Below are 15547 nucleotides of genomic sequence, written 5' to 3' on the forward strand. Positions count from 1 at the left end.
ACACTCGAATCAGGAACTCAGAAAAAAACTGTAATCTATGTAGAACCGGAGGTTGCTTATAAATTCTTTACTACCCTTGAATATGAGAAGTATATTTAGAGGTAATGTAGATCAATTAAGTGAAATAAGCATTGGTAGCGATAATATAAAATGTCAGAGTGAATAATTTCCGCTACATTTTTACCGCTTAACCGGAAAAAGTGTAGCGAAAAGATTATTTTGTGTTTGTTATAATTTAATTGAGTTTTTATGAACTGCAATGTATTTATTCAAGCTCAGTATCTATTCAGTGTGTTTTAAAAAGCATTCACTTGTAATAAAAGTGAGTGCTTTTTAATTTGTAGTTCTATTAAAGAGAACTTAATTAGCATGAAACGATTTAAATCTTTATTAGATTAAGTTTTATGCATATTTAAAGGAGGAAAATCATGATAAAAAAAGCAATCGCTGAATGTATTGGTACATTTGTATTAGTACTATTTGGAACTGGAACAGCTGTAATAGGTGGAGGGGTAGAAGGAATAGGTATTTTAGGAATTGCGATGGCCTTTGGATTATCAATTGTTGCTATGGCATATAGCATTGGAACGATCTCTGGGTGCCATGTGAACCCTGCTGTATCTATTGCTATGTTTATAAATAAACGTATGACGGCTAAGGAACTGGCTTATTATGTAATAGGACAAATCTTAGGTGCATTATTAGGAACTGTAACATTAGTAACCATTTTAAAATCATCAGGTATGACATTAAGTAACTTAGGTCAGAATAGTTTTGGAAATTTAGGAGCATCTGGTTCATTCTTAGTTGAATTCGTGTTAACATTTGTCTTTATTTTAGTTATTATGGCTGTGACTGGTAAAAAGGGTATTACTAATTTAGCTGGAATTGTAATTGGTCTTACTTTAGTGCTAGTGCACTTATTAGGTATCTCATTAACGGGAACTTCTGTGAATCCTGCTCGTAGTCTTGCACCAGCATTATTTGCCGGTGGGGAAGCAATTTCTCAATTATGGGTATTCACTATTGCTCCAGTACTAGGTGGAATTGCTGCTGCCATGGTAGGGAAATCTTTATTGAATACTGAAAAATAATATTTTAATAAGCACGTTGTCTTATAATGACCATAATGTGTTAAATATAGTTTGATGAGATAATTAATAGTATTCACTTCAAGTAGTAAGAGAAAGGTATCTATATTGTGTTGTTTTAAAAATACTCCCAATTGGAATTGGGAGTATTTTATTTAATATAAAGTAATACGTAGATTTCGTAGACTTTATTAATTTAGTGAGGTTTCTATATAAATTCCAAAAAACAGCCGATACTCAATTTTGAGTATCGGCTGTTTTTCCGTGTCATAATATCTAATATTGCTTTCCCATCTCTGCAATAAAATCATAACATAATTGTATTTGTTGAACGGTTTCATTTTTGCTTTTAATAAGGAAATTTAAGAACACTTATTGAAAGAAATCTGTGTAATAATAATATTAGACAACTAAACATGTTGTCTCCTTAAAAATTGCAACAGAATGATCCCTTATTGTGAACCCCTTCTGCATTCCTAGCCAGAAGGGGTTCTTCCAATAAAAATAGAGAAACTATCTTGTTTTCTACCTTATTTTTGCTAATATAAAAAACTAAGATATTCGAAATTAATTATTATTAGAATCAATGATGTATCTTTGTGTATTATTAAAAAATGATTTAAAAAATAAGAATAATGTGATGCGAAATTTCCGTATCAAGAGAAAAATCATTAATTTTTTTGAAGAATTACTTTGATAGAATAAATATAAGAAGTTTTTCTTTGGTATTCGTCTCATGTGCCTAAAGAATTTGTATACAAAAAAACAAACATATCCAATGTATGTTTGTTTTTTTGTAGCTAATTAAGAAATATTTTTGACTAGATTAAAAATAGGTATTTAAAATAGCTTCAATACAATTAATGAGAATAGTAATGCTGTAAATATAAATATGCATTTTAACACATACGAATAAATTTTAGTGAATCTATTTTTGCTTGTAACAGGAAATTTTATATCATTTCAAAAATCATTTTCATGAAATAATAGATTTACTCCTTAAATATCCTATGTTTTCAAGGATGTATGTATAATTTCTGATTATAAGGATTAGTTTATGAACTGTTTACTTGGAAAACTCCTCAATACTGTTGAGGAGTCTTTCTATTTATGTGAACTACTCGCCACTTAGCAAAGCTTGAAGTGGGAGCTTCTCAGTTCCACGACGAAAGTAACCTTTCGTCTCCCTGAGCGTTACTTCGGGGTGTTCCACCCCTAGTCCAACGCATGGATGCTCTTTTGGTACGGTTGATATTTTACGCAGGAACCGAATGGCTTGGTTTTCGCACTCTATTTTCTTCCTGCAACCTTCTATATCAAGTTATCAAAGAACTTCATATAGCTAGTTTATCAAAAGTTTTTGGCTATGCCAAACCGAAATTCATCTCCCACCTATCATTGGGCTACGCCCTTCACACGCTTGAGGAAGGAGAATTCTTTCGGGGAATACGTTAAATTTTTACTATTAAATTTTTAAAAATAATATTATTTGAATGAAGCAATTATTTTTTATTAATGATTGCTTTAAACGATAGTTCTAAAAATAAGGAAGGTATGAGCAAATGAGAATTATAATTAGTGTTTTTCGATCTTTTGATATTAAGTTTTTAATTACAAGTTATTTAATATCAGTATTAATATTTCTTACTATTCGGGAAATTATTCCAACCAATAAAATAAGTTATATGCTGTTACTTATTGTAAATGCTATCTTATATCCTTTTTCACGAATGGTCTATTATCAAATAAGAAATATGATAAATAAAAGAAGCAAAGAAACTGTTCGTAAAAGTAACATTATTAAACACTTGATTTTAAAGGTTTTGCTTGCTATTGGATTATTTGTTTTTTCTATTCTTATTGCACCATTTGGTTTCGCTTTTCTAACAATTCGTGTTTTAAGAATGGAAAAGAAAGAAAAAAAGCAAATCAAAAAAAGCGAGAAGCGTATATTGCGATGAATTTAAATAAACTGTTTGTAAATAGTTTTAAAATATGGTTTAGAAAGAGGGACATGAGCAATTTTGAACCTGAGAAATCATCTTTAACTTTATCAAGTAAATGTATATGCTCATATACATAAATGTCATTATAGAAAAAAGAAAACAACTCAATTAATGATAATAAAACTCTTTTGAATGAACAATTGAGAAGATTGCATGGGAGGCTTATATGTGCACATTAACTGACGCTAATAAAGGGGATCTAGTTCGCTTTACATATCGAGATAATTCTAAATTAAAATTACAAGGGTATGTAGTAAGTGTACTAACTAATACAATCGTTGTAGATATTTCAGAAGATATATTGAATAAGGGATATGAAGAGATAGAATCTCGACAGGTGGTTAAGCATGGTCATTACAATAAGTAGTTATAAACAATTATGTTAATAACTACTTATATGATTTGTAATTCAGTTCATTTGATTAAGAATAAATAGGTTTATAAAAAATTTATTTGGGAATTTTTTATTGAAAAGAATTCTTTCATTTATTTTATATAATCTTAAGCAATGGCAAGCATTCAATTGTCGTAATGAAATATATCATTCTTGCAATGAAATGTTAATTTCGTTATAATTTCAATCACGTATAGTTATAGGAGTGACGATAATGAATAAAACAGAATTAGTAAAAAGTGTAGCAGAAAAAGTAGAACTGTCACAAAAGGAAGCTGCTGTAGCAACGCAAGCTGTCTTAGATACAATTACAAACGCTTTAGCTAATGGAGAGAAAGTACAGCTTATCGGATTTGGAACATTTGAAGTTCGTGAACGCGCTGCTCGTACAGGTCGTAACCCACAAACAGGTGAGGAGATGCAAATTGCAGCAGCAAAAGTACCTGCTTTCAAAGCTGGGAAAGAATTAAAAGAAGCTGTAAAATAACGATTATATTAAGAAAAAGGACCTTACATATTGTACTGGTCCTTTTCTTAATTCTAAACGTAATGAAGTTCATATATTTGTTAAGAAAATAACTATTTCTGAATTGAATTTAACTACACTTATAATTATGACAATAGTTGGTATGATTTTAGGGCTGTTAATACTTTAATAAATAGGGGTGTGAGGTTCTATCAATATGGAAAAAACATTTTATAAGTTTATTGGTAGTCATGTAGGGAATGCAATTGGAAGTATTTTGTTGTGTCTGTTTTTTTATAAAAGCTTCGCACCTTATGGTACTTTTGCAATATGGGTATGTAGTATTTTTGTTGCAATTTATCTTTGGATGTTAAATGCACCTAAATACCGTTGGAATGAAATCAAATATTTGTTGTTTTCCTCTGTATTAATAATATTGTCTTGTATAGTACATTTTTTTTATCCTAGTTATCCTAACTATGTATTATTACCACTTCTAATTTTTCTTGCTGCGGCTGAACCAAAGTGGGCAAGAACTACGACCGTGTTAGCTGTTACAACTGGCATAATTTTAATGTTATTTACAAGTTCGAGTATGTTTCCTTATCAAGAAATCTTAATGATAACTGGTATTTATGTTTCGGTTCGTAGTACGTCTAAGCTAAAGGAAGCATATCAAAAAAATCAAAAGCAGTTAAAAGAATTAGATGAAGCCCATGCTGAACTCCAAGAAACAACTTTACTTTCAATGCGATATGCTGCTTTTGCTGAAAGAACTAAATTAGCACGGGAAATTCATGATGGACTTGGACATCAAATGACCTCGCTTATTGTTCAATTACAGGCACTTAAAATTATGCTAAAGAAAAACCCATCTGCAGCAAATGAATCTGTCGACGATCTTTTAAAAGTAGCGCGTAAAGGGATGGAAGAAATCCGAACGGCTGTAAGGGATTGGACAAGTGATGAAAAGGACCTTGGACTTACTTCGTTAAAAGGGTTAATTTCACAGGTTCAGGCAAATTCACTATTAAAAATAGAATTTATTCACAGTGAAAAAATATCAGAGTGGACGATGGAAGAAAGTACAATATTATACCGTATCTTACAAGAGTCTTTAACGAATATTTTAAGACATTCACATGCAGATTCTGTTATTGTGAGTGTGATAGAAATAGATGAAGTAGTAAGTTTGTCAGTTGCTGATAATGGTATATTTAAGGGAGATAAGGAATTAGAATTAGGATTTGGTCTGAATGGTATGAAAAAACGTTGTGAGTCGGTCGGAGGCAGTTGTTCCTTTACTTTAAATGAGCCGAAAGGATTACGTGTGGAAGCAAGGATTCCAATTCATAAGAATGGAGGAGAATGATGGCAGAAAAGATTCGAATTGTACTGGCTGATGACGAACCATTTGTTCGAAAAGGTCTTTGTTATATTATTGGTATGCAAGATGATATGGAGATAATAGGAGAGTGTGAAAATGGGCAGGGGGTAATTAGTACAACTTTAGAGACAGTTCCAGATATGGTTATTATGGACATTCAAATGCCTGATATATCTGGTATTGAAGCTACTAAAAATATCATGGATAAATTACCAAATACTAAGGTTGTTTTATTAACAACTTTTGATGTACAGCAATATGTACTAGATGGTATTCGCGCCGGTGCAGTTGGATATATATTAAAAGATACAGAAACAGAAGAAATGTTAGATGGTATACGTGCCATGAATAGGGGAGCCATGATTTATAATAGTACGACAGCGAACCACGCTTTTGCACAATTTTTAAAATGTGATAATGCTCTTCAGAAGGACATTGTGAAAAGTGAATATAATGAGACTTTAACGAAGCGAGAAATCGATGTTTTACAATTATTATCCTACGGGAAACAAAATCATGAAATAGCAAAAATTCTTTGTGTCTCAGAGGGAACGGTTAAAACTCATATTCATAAAATTCTTCAAAAATTAGGGGTAACAGATCGTACACAAGCGGCTGTAATGGCAATTAGACAAAAAATTGTGAAGTGAAGCCACTTTTGCAAACAGTAAAAAGGTATTAAAACTTTGTTAAAACCTGAATATGAACGAAGTATTATTCGTATTCAAGCTGAAACGGAATTACGTATATATTACTGCAGAAGATAAAATATATTAAAAACCCTATTTTGAAGCTCTTATGGTTTCAAAATAGGGTTTAATTTTTCTTTATAAATTGAAGTAACTCTATATATTCACCATATTTAATTTAAGAATTAGAGCAAATTATCCGTTTTTTCAACTTAACAATAATACTGCATTTTCAATATCATAAGAAACTCAATTATTATATAGAAATACAAATTCAATGACTTGAATTCAATGTTTTGTTACGCTATAAATAGCTTGATTTGTTTTTAACTTAAACATATTAAGAGTACTTAATAATTTTTAGGAGGCTTTTTTGAATGAAGTTATGTAAGGCGAAAACCTGGTTACCATTATCTGCTGCAATGATTACAGTAGTATCAAATCCAGTAGGGGCTGCGGCTTCAACGGTTTATACGGTTCAAAAGAATGATACCCTAGAAGCAATAAGTAAACAATATGAGGTGTCCGTACAATCACTTAAACAAGAAAACAATAAAGCAAATGATCAAATTAATATTGGAGAACGTTTAACAATTCCGGTACCGTCAACTGCAAACAAATATGTTCAAAAAAATAATTCATCAGTTTCAACTAATACATATCAAGCAATTTACCAAGTGAAAAGTGGGGATACATTAAGTTCTATATCACAACAATATAAGGTTTTAATACAGTCCCTAAAACAAAACAATAACGTAGATGAAAACCATATTTTTGTCGGTCAGCACTTAAAGATTGATACTGGTATTTCATTACAAGAAGTGGACTTAATGGCCAGGTTAGTAAATGCAGAAGCAGGAGGAGAACCGCATGCAGGAAAGGTTGCGGTTGCAAAGGTAGTATTAAATCGTGCTAACGCAAATGGTTTTCCAAATACAATTACAGACGTAATTTATGAACCCATTAAAAATGGTTATGCATTTACTCCTGTTACAGACGGTAGAATTAATCAGCCTGCTACACAGGAAGCAAAAATGGCAGTAGAAGAGGCTCTCACTTCAAAAGGAACAAATTCTGATTGGCTTTATTTCTACAATCCAAAAACCTCGACTGATAAATGGATTACAACACGTCAAACCGTTGCACAAATTGGGAACCATCTGTTTGCTAAATAAAATAATCGTACATTAATAGGTTTCCAATGAGATAAGGAGAGGTTATTTTTGCGTGTAGTTCATTCACTATTAGCAATACTAGCAGTTATATTTTTAATGTGTGGTGTTATTATTCACGAGTATGTATTGGTGTTTTTGGTAGGGATTTGTTGCATGGTAATAGTAAGTTTTATAATCTCCAGTATACGTAATTGGAAAGAGAATAGAAAGCGTATTTCTATCGTGTATTTTACTTGTGTACTAATACTATTGCTATTGACAATATATCTTTTGTTTGTCACATTTTACACACGCTCTTTTGAATTTTAATATTTTTATATAAGTTAACGCGTCCCAAAAATCAAAAAGAATGATAAATTCCTCAAAAAATAATCAGCTCGATTTATCGAGCTGATTATTACATCCAAAAATCCTCAAAGTCTACGCTGTAACCTTTTCTTTTTAAGGCCCTAATTAGTTTTTGGCCATTTCCTAATGAAGGCTTAAATGTATTTGAACGAGAAATACGACTAATTGTATTTTGATTTACTCCACTCCATTCTTTTAATTCGGTTTGAGTAATATTATTTCTCCTTAAAAACTTACCAAACTTTGATAATGGTTTCCCCAAGCCAAACATTGTGAACACTCCTATTCTTAAATCCTCTATTAATCACATCTTTACCAAAGCCTGATTTTTTTAAACAAAAGTGTTAATAATGTACAAGCCCCACGTAATATGATGTATCAAGGTAGCCACTATGGTATATAGCAAACTTATTACCAAATTAGATACCAAATCAACCAGGCTTTGTACTAGCAAAGTATCTACCAAGTTAACAATCAAGATAATGCTATCAAGGTAATAGGCGTATAAACCCTATATTTTATCTAGTTTGTTCATTTTGTTTATAGAGGGGGCATTTAAATGCGTGGTAGGAAGGAAACAATTTCTTTTCGTGAATGTATGAATCAACCATACGAAGAGAAAGAAAAGAAAAATCGTAAATACAATTCATTTAGTCCTTTCGCATTCCTTCATATGTCAGATCAGGTACTACATACTTACATTGCATTAGGAGTAATGGGAACGGTTTTAATAGGGGCAGTCATGTTAGAAAAGTATTTAGTGCGACATGACCATATATCGGCAGCTAAATTTATAAGTGAAGGTATTTATTACGGCATGCGGATAGGTGGAGTTTGTTTGATTGGATATGTATTTATTCGTATCCTAATCATGTTTTAGGTGGAAGCATATGAGAATGATAAAGAATTGGCTTCATACAAAAAGATTAAAGAATCAACTTATAGAGGTATTTGGAAAAGCAGGTCTATATACGGAACATCAAACACGCGGAGGGAAAGTACCTATTTATCCAAAGGTACATACTGTTTCTGCCTCAGCAGAAAGCGTGAGATATGTATTTACCATACCAAACGGATTAGATCCACAGAAGATTGAAAAGAAATGGTTTTGTTTTCAGCAAATATTAGGGCGGAATATTACGATTGAAGGGGACGTGAAAAAGTTTGTCCTACATGTATTTCATTCGAATGCTGGGCTAAAGCCGTATACTTATTGTTATAGAGAATGGCAGCCGCTATTAAAAGGTTACCGTTTGCCTGTTGTGGTCGGCAAGGACCAATTCGGAAAAATGATTGCGTACGACATGATTGGTTCCAATTCACCGCACTTATTAATCGCAGGAGAAACGGGAAGTGGGAAAAGTAGTATGGTACGTGTTGTGCTATCCACACTCATTCAATATATGTCTCCAAAAAAGTTGCATATGTATCTTGGTGATTTAAAAAACTCTGAATTTCATTTTTTACGTAGAGTGAAGCATGTAAAAGAAGTTTGTATGGAAGAGAGCGAAATGAAAATAATGCTTCAAAAGTTATGGAAGGAAATCAGGGAACGAAGAAAACTTATGGAAGAATATGAAGTTGATCATATTGATGCGTATAACAAATTAAATCCACCTCATCAAAAGCCATATATTTTGCTTGCTATTGATGAAGTGGCTATGCTTAAAGATGAAAAAGAGTGTATGGCTACAATTGAAAAGATTTCAGCAGTTGGGCGATCACTTGGGGTTTTTCTTTTGCTTAGTATGCAGAGGCCGGATGCCAAGGTGCTAGATGGTAAGTTAAAACTTAATATGACTGTAAGGCTGGGCTTTAAATGTGATAGTTTGATTAATAGTAATATTATGGGTACTCCTGGTTCAGAGCATTTAGAGCAATCTGGACAAATGATTTTTAAACGAAATGGATTAAAGAAAGTGCAAGCTCCTTATTTGGAATTAAGTAAGGCGAAACAAATTGTTGAACCATATCGCATGTCTAAAGAGGAGAAGATACTCAAGTATTCATCGCAATTAGAAATTCCGTTATTTGGGGTGTTAGATGATGAAGAGCAGAGATAAAGGAATTCTGAATGATTTGAAACGATTTAGATGTATGTCCCGAGACGATATTATTGACTTGCATTTTCAAGGCTTAAAGAATGCGATAACCTGCTGTAATACGGTTATGAAACGATTAAGAAGAGACGGTCATGTTGATGCTAACGTATTGCAACATCCATACATTTATTTTCTGCAACCCAGTCCTATCAGAAAAACAAGTCAAAAAATTCCTCATTTCCTTGGTATTGTGGATGCATATAAACAACTCGTTCATTATGAACTGCCTGAACTATTCGAAGTTGAACCAAAGTATGGGAAAGAATTCATGGAACCCGATGCATTTACTATATGGCGTAGGTCGCCATTCTTTATTGAAATTCAAAAGTCAGTGTACAGTAAAAAGATAATGCAAGAGAAGATAAATAGATATGAGTTATACTTCCATAGCCAAGAATGGCATAATGAATCCTGGCAACCGAAAACTTCTAAATTCTTTCCTTCAATTCTTATCATTACTGATAAACATTATGACGTTCATTCTCATCATTTACGTATATTTCAGGCGAATTGTATAGAGAATTTTATGAATAATTTAGCGGTAAAATCATAAAGAAAGCCTGTATAATGCAGAGCTTTTTTCTTTTCAGTAATATATTCAGCCATGTGAGATGGTGATTGTTAGAAGGCGGTAAATGTGCCATTGTTATTGTATAAACATGGTACAAACAGAGAGAATAGATATGAAAAAGTATCTAGTAGTAGGATTATTGTTACCAATTTTATTAGTGGGATGTGGTCGTGAGAACGCATCTACCAAGACTTTATATCAAAAATCCAGTGGGGAATAATAGAATGATACATATTGGTCTGCTTCTAGTCCTTTTAAGCTTCTTTTACATGATATAAACGAATTTCTTCATACCATTCATGTAATAATTCCAGCAATTGCTTCACTTAGTCTTAATTTCAAATTTGTTAATTGGTTATTTTCTATCAAAAGATGATTTAAATTATTTTGTACATGAGGTGAAGTACCATAAGTAACAAGGAATAATTTAGATGTTTCATGTGAAAAAGGTTACTAGATTTGATAATATTTTATTTGAATATAAACAGTTACTTAAATATTGATAAGATAAGTTTCCAATCTAATATATGGGGAGTAGTAAAATGAATTATTTTCTTGTTTTTCAAAATAAAAGTTATAAGGAAGAGAGGGAGGGAGGATTTCTCTGGGCGCCACAAAAAAATAACAAGGGACAAACATTTCATCACTGGACAGATATGAAAATGATAAGAAAAGGTGACATCATTTTTAATAGTTTTAAAGGAAAGTTAGTATCAATTCTGGTTGCAAAAGAGGATTATAAGGTTCATGATAAGCCAATTGGACTAGAACAGACTGAGCTCTGGGAAAAAGAAGGATGGATTGTAAATGTGGAGTACCATGATTTGGAGATTCCTATTATATATAAAGATTTCATAGAAAACATATTAAAGCTACAGGGGGAAAAATACGCTCCATTTAATAAGATTGGGCGTGGTAATACTGGTTACCTGTTTAGAGTAACTCTAGAACTTGCTGATTATTTATTAACAATAGTTAAAGAAAAAAATAGGGATACTTGGAACAAGCTATCAAACATAAGAAGTAGTGACGAAGAAACTATTCTGGAAGAAATAGAGAAGGATTTGTCGTATGTATTAAATCAAACTGAAAAAGAACAAGTTATAAAATCTAGAATTGGACAATCCATTTTTAAAAAGAACTTATTGAAGAATGAAGAGAAATGTAAACTATGTGGAGTCTCTGATAAACGTTTTCTAATAGCAAGTCATATTAAGCCTTGGAGCCAATCTAATCATAGAGAAAGGTTAGATATAAACAATGGACTACTACTTTGTCCTAACCATGATGCTTTATTTGATAAAGGTTATATTAGCTTTGGAGATGACGGGAGAATTTTAATTTCGAACAGTTTAGACGAGGCTTTAAAAATCTTTTTAAATATACATAATAATTTGCAGATAAAAATGAATGAAATGCAGCGTCAGTACATGGAATGGCATAGGGAGTGTATATTTCAGGGATAAGTGGGTAAAAAATTGTTGGGAGCAATAAGTTAAAAGAACTTAAAGGACTGACCTACAAAGGTAGTATCCCATGGTTATAGTAGGTGCTTTATAAAATATACAGTATATCAACGTAATAAGTATGTAGCTGAGCTAGCTAAAAGGCGTGTGCAAGGTATATGAGAGTTATGTGAATAATATGCTTCTTTCCAAGATAAAAAAGGAATCCATATCTAGAAGCACATTATGTGGAATGACTATCCCAAAGCGGGAAAGATACAATTTATAACACTGTCGGAATATATGCAAATTATCATCGGAAGTTGCATGTTTTAAACCTACATGAAGATGTTTACAAATTATTTAAAAAATATTGTGGTATAAACAAGAAGACGAGAAGTAGAGATTATAAGTATTAAATAAGATGTGAAAGAAGTGACGATTCATGAAGAAGAAAGTATCGGTTGTTGGAGCTGTCATTTTTAATGAGAGAAATGAGGTCCTATGTGCATTACGTTCTCCTAAAATGTCATTACCGAACCATTGGGAATTTCCAGGTGGAAAAATTAATGAAGGGGAAATGCCGCAAGAGGCGTTGATACGTGAGATCAAAGAGGAACTAGGATGTTTGATTACAGTTGGTGAAAAAATAGAAGAAGTGGATTATGAGTATGAGAATATTATAGTTCATCTAGCTACTTATAAGGCACACATAAAGTCCGGTATACCTAAAGCACTTGAGCATGCAGATCTCAAGTGGATTCAAGATAAAAATTTATTAGAGTTAAAGTGGGCACCTGCGGATATTCCGACTGTAAAGATATTAAGTTTATTGTTTTAATGTCTGTTTGAAAATTTGATTCTTAAAAGAGGGGATTTTAGACAAATATATGCTATCCTTCATGCATTACACTAATTGGTGTTGGTGTAGCAAATCATTACCTCAACGTTGTGTATTTCTATTTGTTTACAGTGATAGGTGAGAACTACCTTGAAAGGTTTGGTTGGTTATTATCAGCATTATTGTGTTTGGGAACATATTCGACTTGTAATGCAGGGGCAATATTGTGAAGGGTAAGCCATTGATAAAACTAATAAGACAAATAATTTAAGGTAAACAGGGATCAGTAGAGTTTGCTTCCTTAATAATATAGGGAAAAGGATCCTTGATTAGTTACCAGGATTCTTTTCCCTTTGTTATTTAGAAATTTGCTTGTACACTTATGAGACTACAATCTAACTCGAAAGTGTTTGTGATTGTAACTGTATAAGTAACTGTAAATGGTAGTGTGATAGTCAGATTTCCTGTTGTAGGGTTAAATGTAACTGATTGATTGCACGACTCACAAGTTACTGTCGTGGAGAATTTCTCTGTGGAAATATTGAATTGAAGAACGTAACAAACTTGTTGAGAATGTTGTTGACCACAACTTGAGAAACAGTTGTTTAGTAATACTGATACATTATTAGATTCATAATTTGGGACAGCGATATCGATGGCACCATCATTGTTAAAATCAGCCGCTATAATTACTTCAGGACTTTGTCCTACTTCAAAATTCACTGCAGCCTGGAATGTGCCATCTCCGTTCCCCAATAAGACCGAAATATTGTTTGTGCCAAGGTTTCCAACTGCAAGATCAAGAAGGCCATCATTGTTAAAGTCAGCTACCGTAACAAACAATGGGGAACTTCCTATGGCCCCTACTGGGTAATTTACTGCTGGTTGAAATGTGCCATCTCCGTTCCCTAATAAGACCGAAATATTCTGGCTATTTTCGTTTGCGACCACAAGATCAAGTTTTCCATCTCCGTTAAAATCAGCCGAAGCGATTCCTACTGGTGTTTGTCCTACTGGAAGACTTGATGGAGATTGGAAAGTGCCATCTCCGTTTCCTAGCAAGACGGATACATTATTCGCACCTACATTAACATCAGTAACGGCAAGATCAAGCTTTCCGTCTCCATTAAAATCACCTGTCGTGATTGCTATAGGAGCGTCTCCAGCCGGATAAAAAGTTGAAGGTTGGAAAGTGCCATCTCCATTCCCTAAAAAGATGGAAACATTACTGGAAAGAGTATTTGTAACAGCTAAATCTAAAATTCCATCTCCGTTAAAATCAGCAGCAATAAATTGTCCAGGACTTGTTCCCGCAACGTAATTTGTTGGAGCCTGAAAAGTGCCATCTCCGTTTCCTAACAAAATCGAGACAACGTTACTAGGTGTGTCGTTTGTTACCGCTAGATCTAACTTTCCATCCCCATTAAAATCAGCAGCAAGGATTCCTAGTAATGGAGAATCCCCAATATTAATATTCATTGCAGGCAGAAACGTACCATTTCCAGCTCCCAGAAGGATTGATATAAACCTGTTATTTGCAACAGCTAAATCAAGATTACCATCCCCATTAAAATCACCACTCGTGATTCCTACAGGATGAGTCCCTACCATATAATTTATCGCTCTATTAAACGATGGACAAATCAAAATAAATCCCCCTTTTAACAATTTTGAAGAGAAATTTGTTGTAAAAAACGTACTACTGCTTGTACAAATTACTATTATATATATATATTCATATATAAAATAAATTCAACGGCGAATTAATTGGGTGAATTGTCTAAATTGCATATAAATGGTAAACGCAATGAGGCAGGTAGCAGTAGTTACCAAACAGTTTCATTAAGTAACTATAAAGTTATTTTCAGCGTATCCTTGCTTACTGTACGTTGGTAGCTACGGTACAATTTAAGTTTTCGTGATTTGGTGGAAATAATGGAAGAACGAGGGTTATTCCTGGCTTATACAACTATTATGCGATGGGTACATCAATATGGACCGGGGTTTGATAAACAGATTCGACGTCATCTCAAACAAACGAATAACTCATGGAGAGTGAACGAAATATATATAAGTAAAATGACAATCGATGTATTTATATTGTGCTGTTGATTCTGAAGGAAACACGATTGACCTTTATTTGAGTAAATTTAGAAATCATAAGGCTGCAAAGCGCTTTTTCAAGAAAGCTTCGCAGTTTTTTCATGTTTAAGAGCCTCGTGTTATAACAGTCGATAAGAATACTGCTTATCCAATTGCTATTGAAGAGTTGAAGAAAGAAAAAAGGATATCAAAAGGAACCAAAATCTGGAGGATGAAATATTTAAATAACATAGTAGAACAATATTATCATTCTATAAAAAAACGTGTACGCTCTATGTTGGGATTAAAATCATACAAAACATCAGCTTCTATATTGAGTAGTGATGAAGCCATGCATATGGTCCAAAAAGAACAAATTGATTTGCAGGATCAGTCTGTTTAAAATTAGGATATTTTTATCAACCAGTTGTTTGGATTAGCTGCTTAACAGGTAATTCGGTTGATTCAATTTTATTTATCATTTTTTGCACCAGAACCTTAAAATACTATTGTTTATTGAGTATGAAGTGAGAATTTATTATTTAATCCCATACTACCTTAGTGATTGGATAAGTTTGGGATAATAGAAGAGTAGTGGCTTTAGAAAAATGTGTATTTACAATGTTGAGCAATTACCCCACTAAAAAACATAAGGACTTACCTCAAAAAAGCTAAGGAAAAGTTCAATCTTTTCCTTAGCTTTTTCTGCCACCACTTTACTATAAGGTTGGAGGCGGTGGAGATGTAGTAGTAGGTGGTAGTGTAGTGGTAGTTGGAGGTGGTGGTAGCGTAGTAGTAGTTGGAGGTGTAGTAGTAGTTGGGGGTGGTGATAGTGTAGTAGTAGTTGGAGGCGGTGGAGGTGTAGTAGTAGGTGGTAGTGTAGTGGTAGTTGGAGGTGGTGGTAGCGTAGTAGTAGTTGGAGGTGTAGTAGTAGTTGGGGGTGGTGATAG

The 15547-nt window shown here is 33.0% G+C and carries 15 protein-coding genes and 2 pseudogenes; 14 read left to right on the forward strand and 3 right to left on the reverse strand.

What is annotated here, in order from left to right; translation table 11 throughout:
* The first annotated feature begins 428 nt into the window (after positions 1-428).
* From AC2CGR_RS23400 to AC2CGR_RS23430, 7 genes are all read left to right on the forward strand, one after another.
* The gene (locus AC2CGR_RS23400; RefSeq protein WP_484481249.1) at positions 429-1094 is read left to right on the forward strand and encodes an aquaporin; all 666 of its coding nucleotides are present in this window, start codon (positions 429-431) and stop codon (positions 1092-1094) included.
* A 1559-nt stretch (positions 1095-2653) separates the two neighbouring features.
* Positions 2654-3052, forward strand: a complete 399-nt coding sequence (locus AC2CGR_RS23405) for a hypothetical protein (protein WP_088308903.1) — start codon at positions 2654-2656, stop codon at positions 3050-3052.
* A 211-nt stretch (positions 3053-3263) separates the two neighbouring features.
* Positions 3264-3464: a DUF2187 family protein gene (locus AC2CGR_RS23410; RefSeq protein ID WP_071680247.1), complete on the forward strand. Its 201-nt coding sequence runs from the start codon at positions 3264-3266 to the stop codon at positions 3462-3464.
* Positions 3465-3705: 241 nt separating this feature from the next.
* A complete protein-coding gene (locus AC2CGR_RS23415) occupies positions 3706-3978 on the forward strand; it encodes an HU family DNA-binding protein (RefSeq protein WP_042514454.1) in 273 nt (90 codons plus the stop codon).
* A 196-nt stretch (positions 3979-4174) separates the two neighbouring features.
* A complete protein-coding gene (locus AC2CGR_RS23420) occupies positions 4175-5329 on the forward strand; it encodes a sensor histidine kinase (RefSeq protein WP_042514453.1) in 1155 nt (384 codons plus the stop codon).
* On the forward strand, positions 5329-5994 hold the full coding sequence (locus AC2CGR_RS23425) for a response regulator (protein ID WP_042514452.1): 666 nt from the start codon (positions 5329-5331) through the stop codon (positions 5992-5994). Before AC2CGR_RS23420 ends, AC2CGR_RS23425 begins: the two co-directional genes overlap by 1 nt.
* A 416-nt stretch (positions 5995-6410) precedes the next feature.
* The gene (locus AC2CGR_RS23430) at positions 6411-7208 is read left to right on the forward strand and encodes a cell wall hydrolase (RefSeq protein WP_484481250.1); all 798 of its coding nucleotides are present in this window, start codon (positions 6411-6413) and stop codon (positions 7206-7208) included.
* A 397-nt stretch (positions 7209-7605) separates the two neighbouring features.
* Here AC2CGR_RS23430 and AC2CGR_RS23435 read toward each other — a convergent pair whose 3' ends face one another.
* Positions 7606-7827: a helix-turn-helix domain-containing protein gene (locus AC2CGR_RS23435; protein ID WP_075312952.1), complete on the reverse strand. Its 222-nt coding sequence runs from the start codon at positions 7825-7827 to the stop codon at positions 7606-7608.
* A gap of 288 nt (positions 7828-8115) precedes the next feature.
* On the opposite strand from AC2CGR_RS23435, the gene AC2CGR_RS23440 reads away from it, so the two are divergent.
* Genes AC2CGR_RS23440 through AC2CGR_RS23450 form a run of 3 tightly spaced genes read left to right on the forward strand, consistent with a single transcriptional unit; the run spans position 8116 to position 10211 of the window.
* The gene (locus tag AC2CGR_RS23440) at positions 8116-8436 is read left to right on the forward strand and encodes a hypothetical protein (protein WP_484481251.1); all 321 of its coding nucleotides are present in this window, start codon (positions 8116-8118) and stop codon (positions 8434-8436) included.
* Between the two features lie 10 nt (positions 8437-8446).
* The gene (locus AC2CGR_RS23445) at positions 8447-9619 is read left to right on the forward strand and encodes an FtsK/SpoIIIE domain-containing protein (RefSeq protein WP_484481252.1); all 1173 of its coding nucleotides are present in this window, start codon (positions 8447-8449) and stop codon (positions 9617-9619) included.
* Positions 9620-9635: 16 nt separating this feature from the next.
* Entirely contained in the window at positions 9636-10211 is a 576-nt protein-coding gene (locus AC2CGR_RS23450) for a replication-relaxation family protein (protein ID WP_484481293.1), read from the forward strand.
* A gap of 330 nt (positions 10212-10541) precedes the next feature.
* Here AC2CGR_RS23450 and AC2CGR_RS23455 read toward each other — a convergent pair.
* Positions 10542-10649, reverse strand: a pseudogene (locus tag AC2CGR_RS23455) (right-handed parallel beta-helix repeat-containing protein); the annotation flags it as partial.
* Positions 10650-10885: 236 nt separating this feature from the next.
* Here AC2CGR_RS23455 and AC2CGR_RS23460 point away from each other — a divergent pair.
* Both AC2CGR_RS23460 and AC2CGR_RS23465 read left to right on the forward strand, forming a co-directional pair.
* Positions 10886-11695, forward strand: coding sequence for an HNH endonuclease (locus AC2CGR_RS23460; protein WP_484481294.1), 810 nt, complete (start codon positions 10886-10888; stop codon positions 11693-11695).
* Positions 11696-12119: 424 nt separating this feature from the next.
* A complete protein-coding gene (locus AC2CGR_RS23465) occupies positions 12120-12515 on the forward strand; it encodes a (deoxy)nucleoside triphosphate pyrophosphohydrolase (protein ID WP_484481253.1) in 396 nt (131 codons plus the stop codon).
* A 360-nt stretch (positions 12516-12875) separates the two neighbouring features.
* On the opposite strand, the gene AC2CGR_RS23470 is transcribed toward AC2CGR_RS23465, so the two are convergent.
* Positions 12876-14162, reverse strand: coding sequence for an FG-GAP repeat domain-containing protein (locus AC2CGR_RS23470; protein WP_484481254.1), 1287 nt, complete (start codon positions 14160-14162; stop codon positions 12876-12878).
* A 213-nt stretch (positions 14163-14375) separates the two neighbouring features.
* Between AC2CGR_RS23470 and AC2CGR_RS23475 the strand changes: the two are divergent.
* Together AC2CGR_RS23475 and AC2CGR_RS23480 are read left to right on the forward strand one after the other, a co-directional pair.
* Positions 14376-15000: pseudogene (locus AC2CGR_RS23475) on the forward strand (IS6 family transposase).
* Positions 15001-15362: 362 nt separating this feature from the next.
* Positions 15363-15547, forward strand: a 185-nt coding sequence (locus AC2CGR_RS23480) for a hypothetical protein (RefSeq protein WP_484481255.1), incomplete at its 3' end; no start/stop codon positions are given.

The organism is Bacillus sp. LSHTCR4 (assembly GCF_057197025.1).

Excerpts from the sequence above, each read along its gene's own strand:
- AC2CGR_RS23405 (WP_088308903.1), top strand. The coding sequence starts at position 2,654 with ATGAGAATTATAATTAGTGTTTTTCGATCTTTTGATATTAAGTTTTTA.
- AC2CGR_RS23460 (WP_484481294.1), top strand. The coding sequence starts at position 10,886 with ATGAAAATGATAAGAAAAGGTGACATCATTTTTAATAGTTTTAAAGGA.
- AC2CGR_RS23415 (WP_042514454.1), top strand. The coding sequence starts at position 3,706 with ATGAATAAAACAGAATTAGTAAAAAGTGTAGCAGAAAAAGTAGAACTG.
- AC2CGR_RS23400 (WP_484481249.1), top strand. The coding sequence starts at position 429 with ATGATAAAAAAAGCAATCGCTGAATGTATTGGTACATTTGTATTAGTA.
- AC2CGR_RS23425 (WP_042514452.1), top strand. The coding sequence starts at position 5,329 with ATGGCAGAAAAGATTCGAATTGTACTGGCTGATGACGAACCATTTGTT.
- AC2CGR_RS23465 (WP_484481253.1), top strand. The coding sequence starts at position 12,120 with ATGAAGAAGAAAGTATCGGTTGTTGGAGCTGTCATTTTTAATGAGAGA.
- AC2CGR_RS23410 (WP_071680247.1), top strand. The coding sequence starts at position 3,264 with ATGTGCACATTAACTGACGCTAATAAAGGGGATCTAGTTCGCTTTACA.
- AC2CGR_RS23420 (WP_042514453.1), top strand. The coding sequence starts at position 4,175 with ATGGAAAAAACATTTTATAAGTTTATTGGTAGTCATGTAGGGAATGCA.
- AC2CGR_RS23440 (WP_484481251.1), top strand. The coding sequence starts at position 8,116 with ATGCGTGGTAGGAAGGAAACAATTTCTTTTCGTGAATGTATGAATCAA.
- AC2CGR_RS23445 (WP_484481252.1), top strand. The coding sequence starts at position 8,447 with ATGAGAATGATAAAGAATTGGCTTCATACAAAAAGATTAAAGAATCAA.
- AC2CGR_RS23430 (WP_484481250.1), top strand. The coding sequence starts at position 6,411 with ATGAAGTTATGTAAGGCGAAAACCTGGTTACCATTATCTGCTGCAATG.
- AC2CGR_RS23435 (WP_075312952.1), bottom strand. The coding sequence starts at position 7,827 with ATGTTTGGCTTGGGGAAACCATTATCAAAGTTTGGTAAGTTTTTAAGG.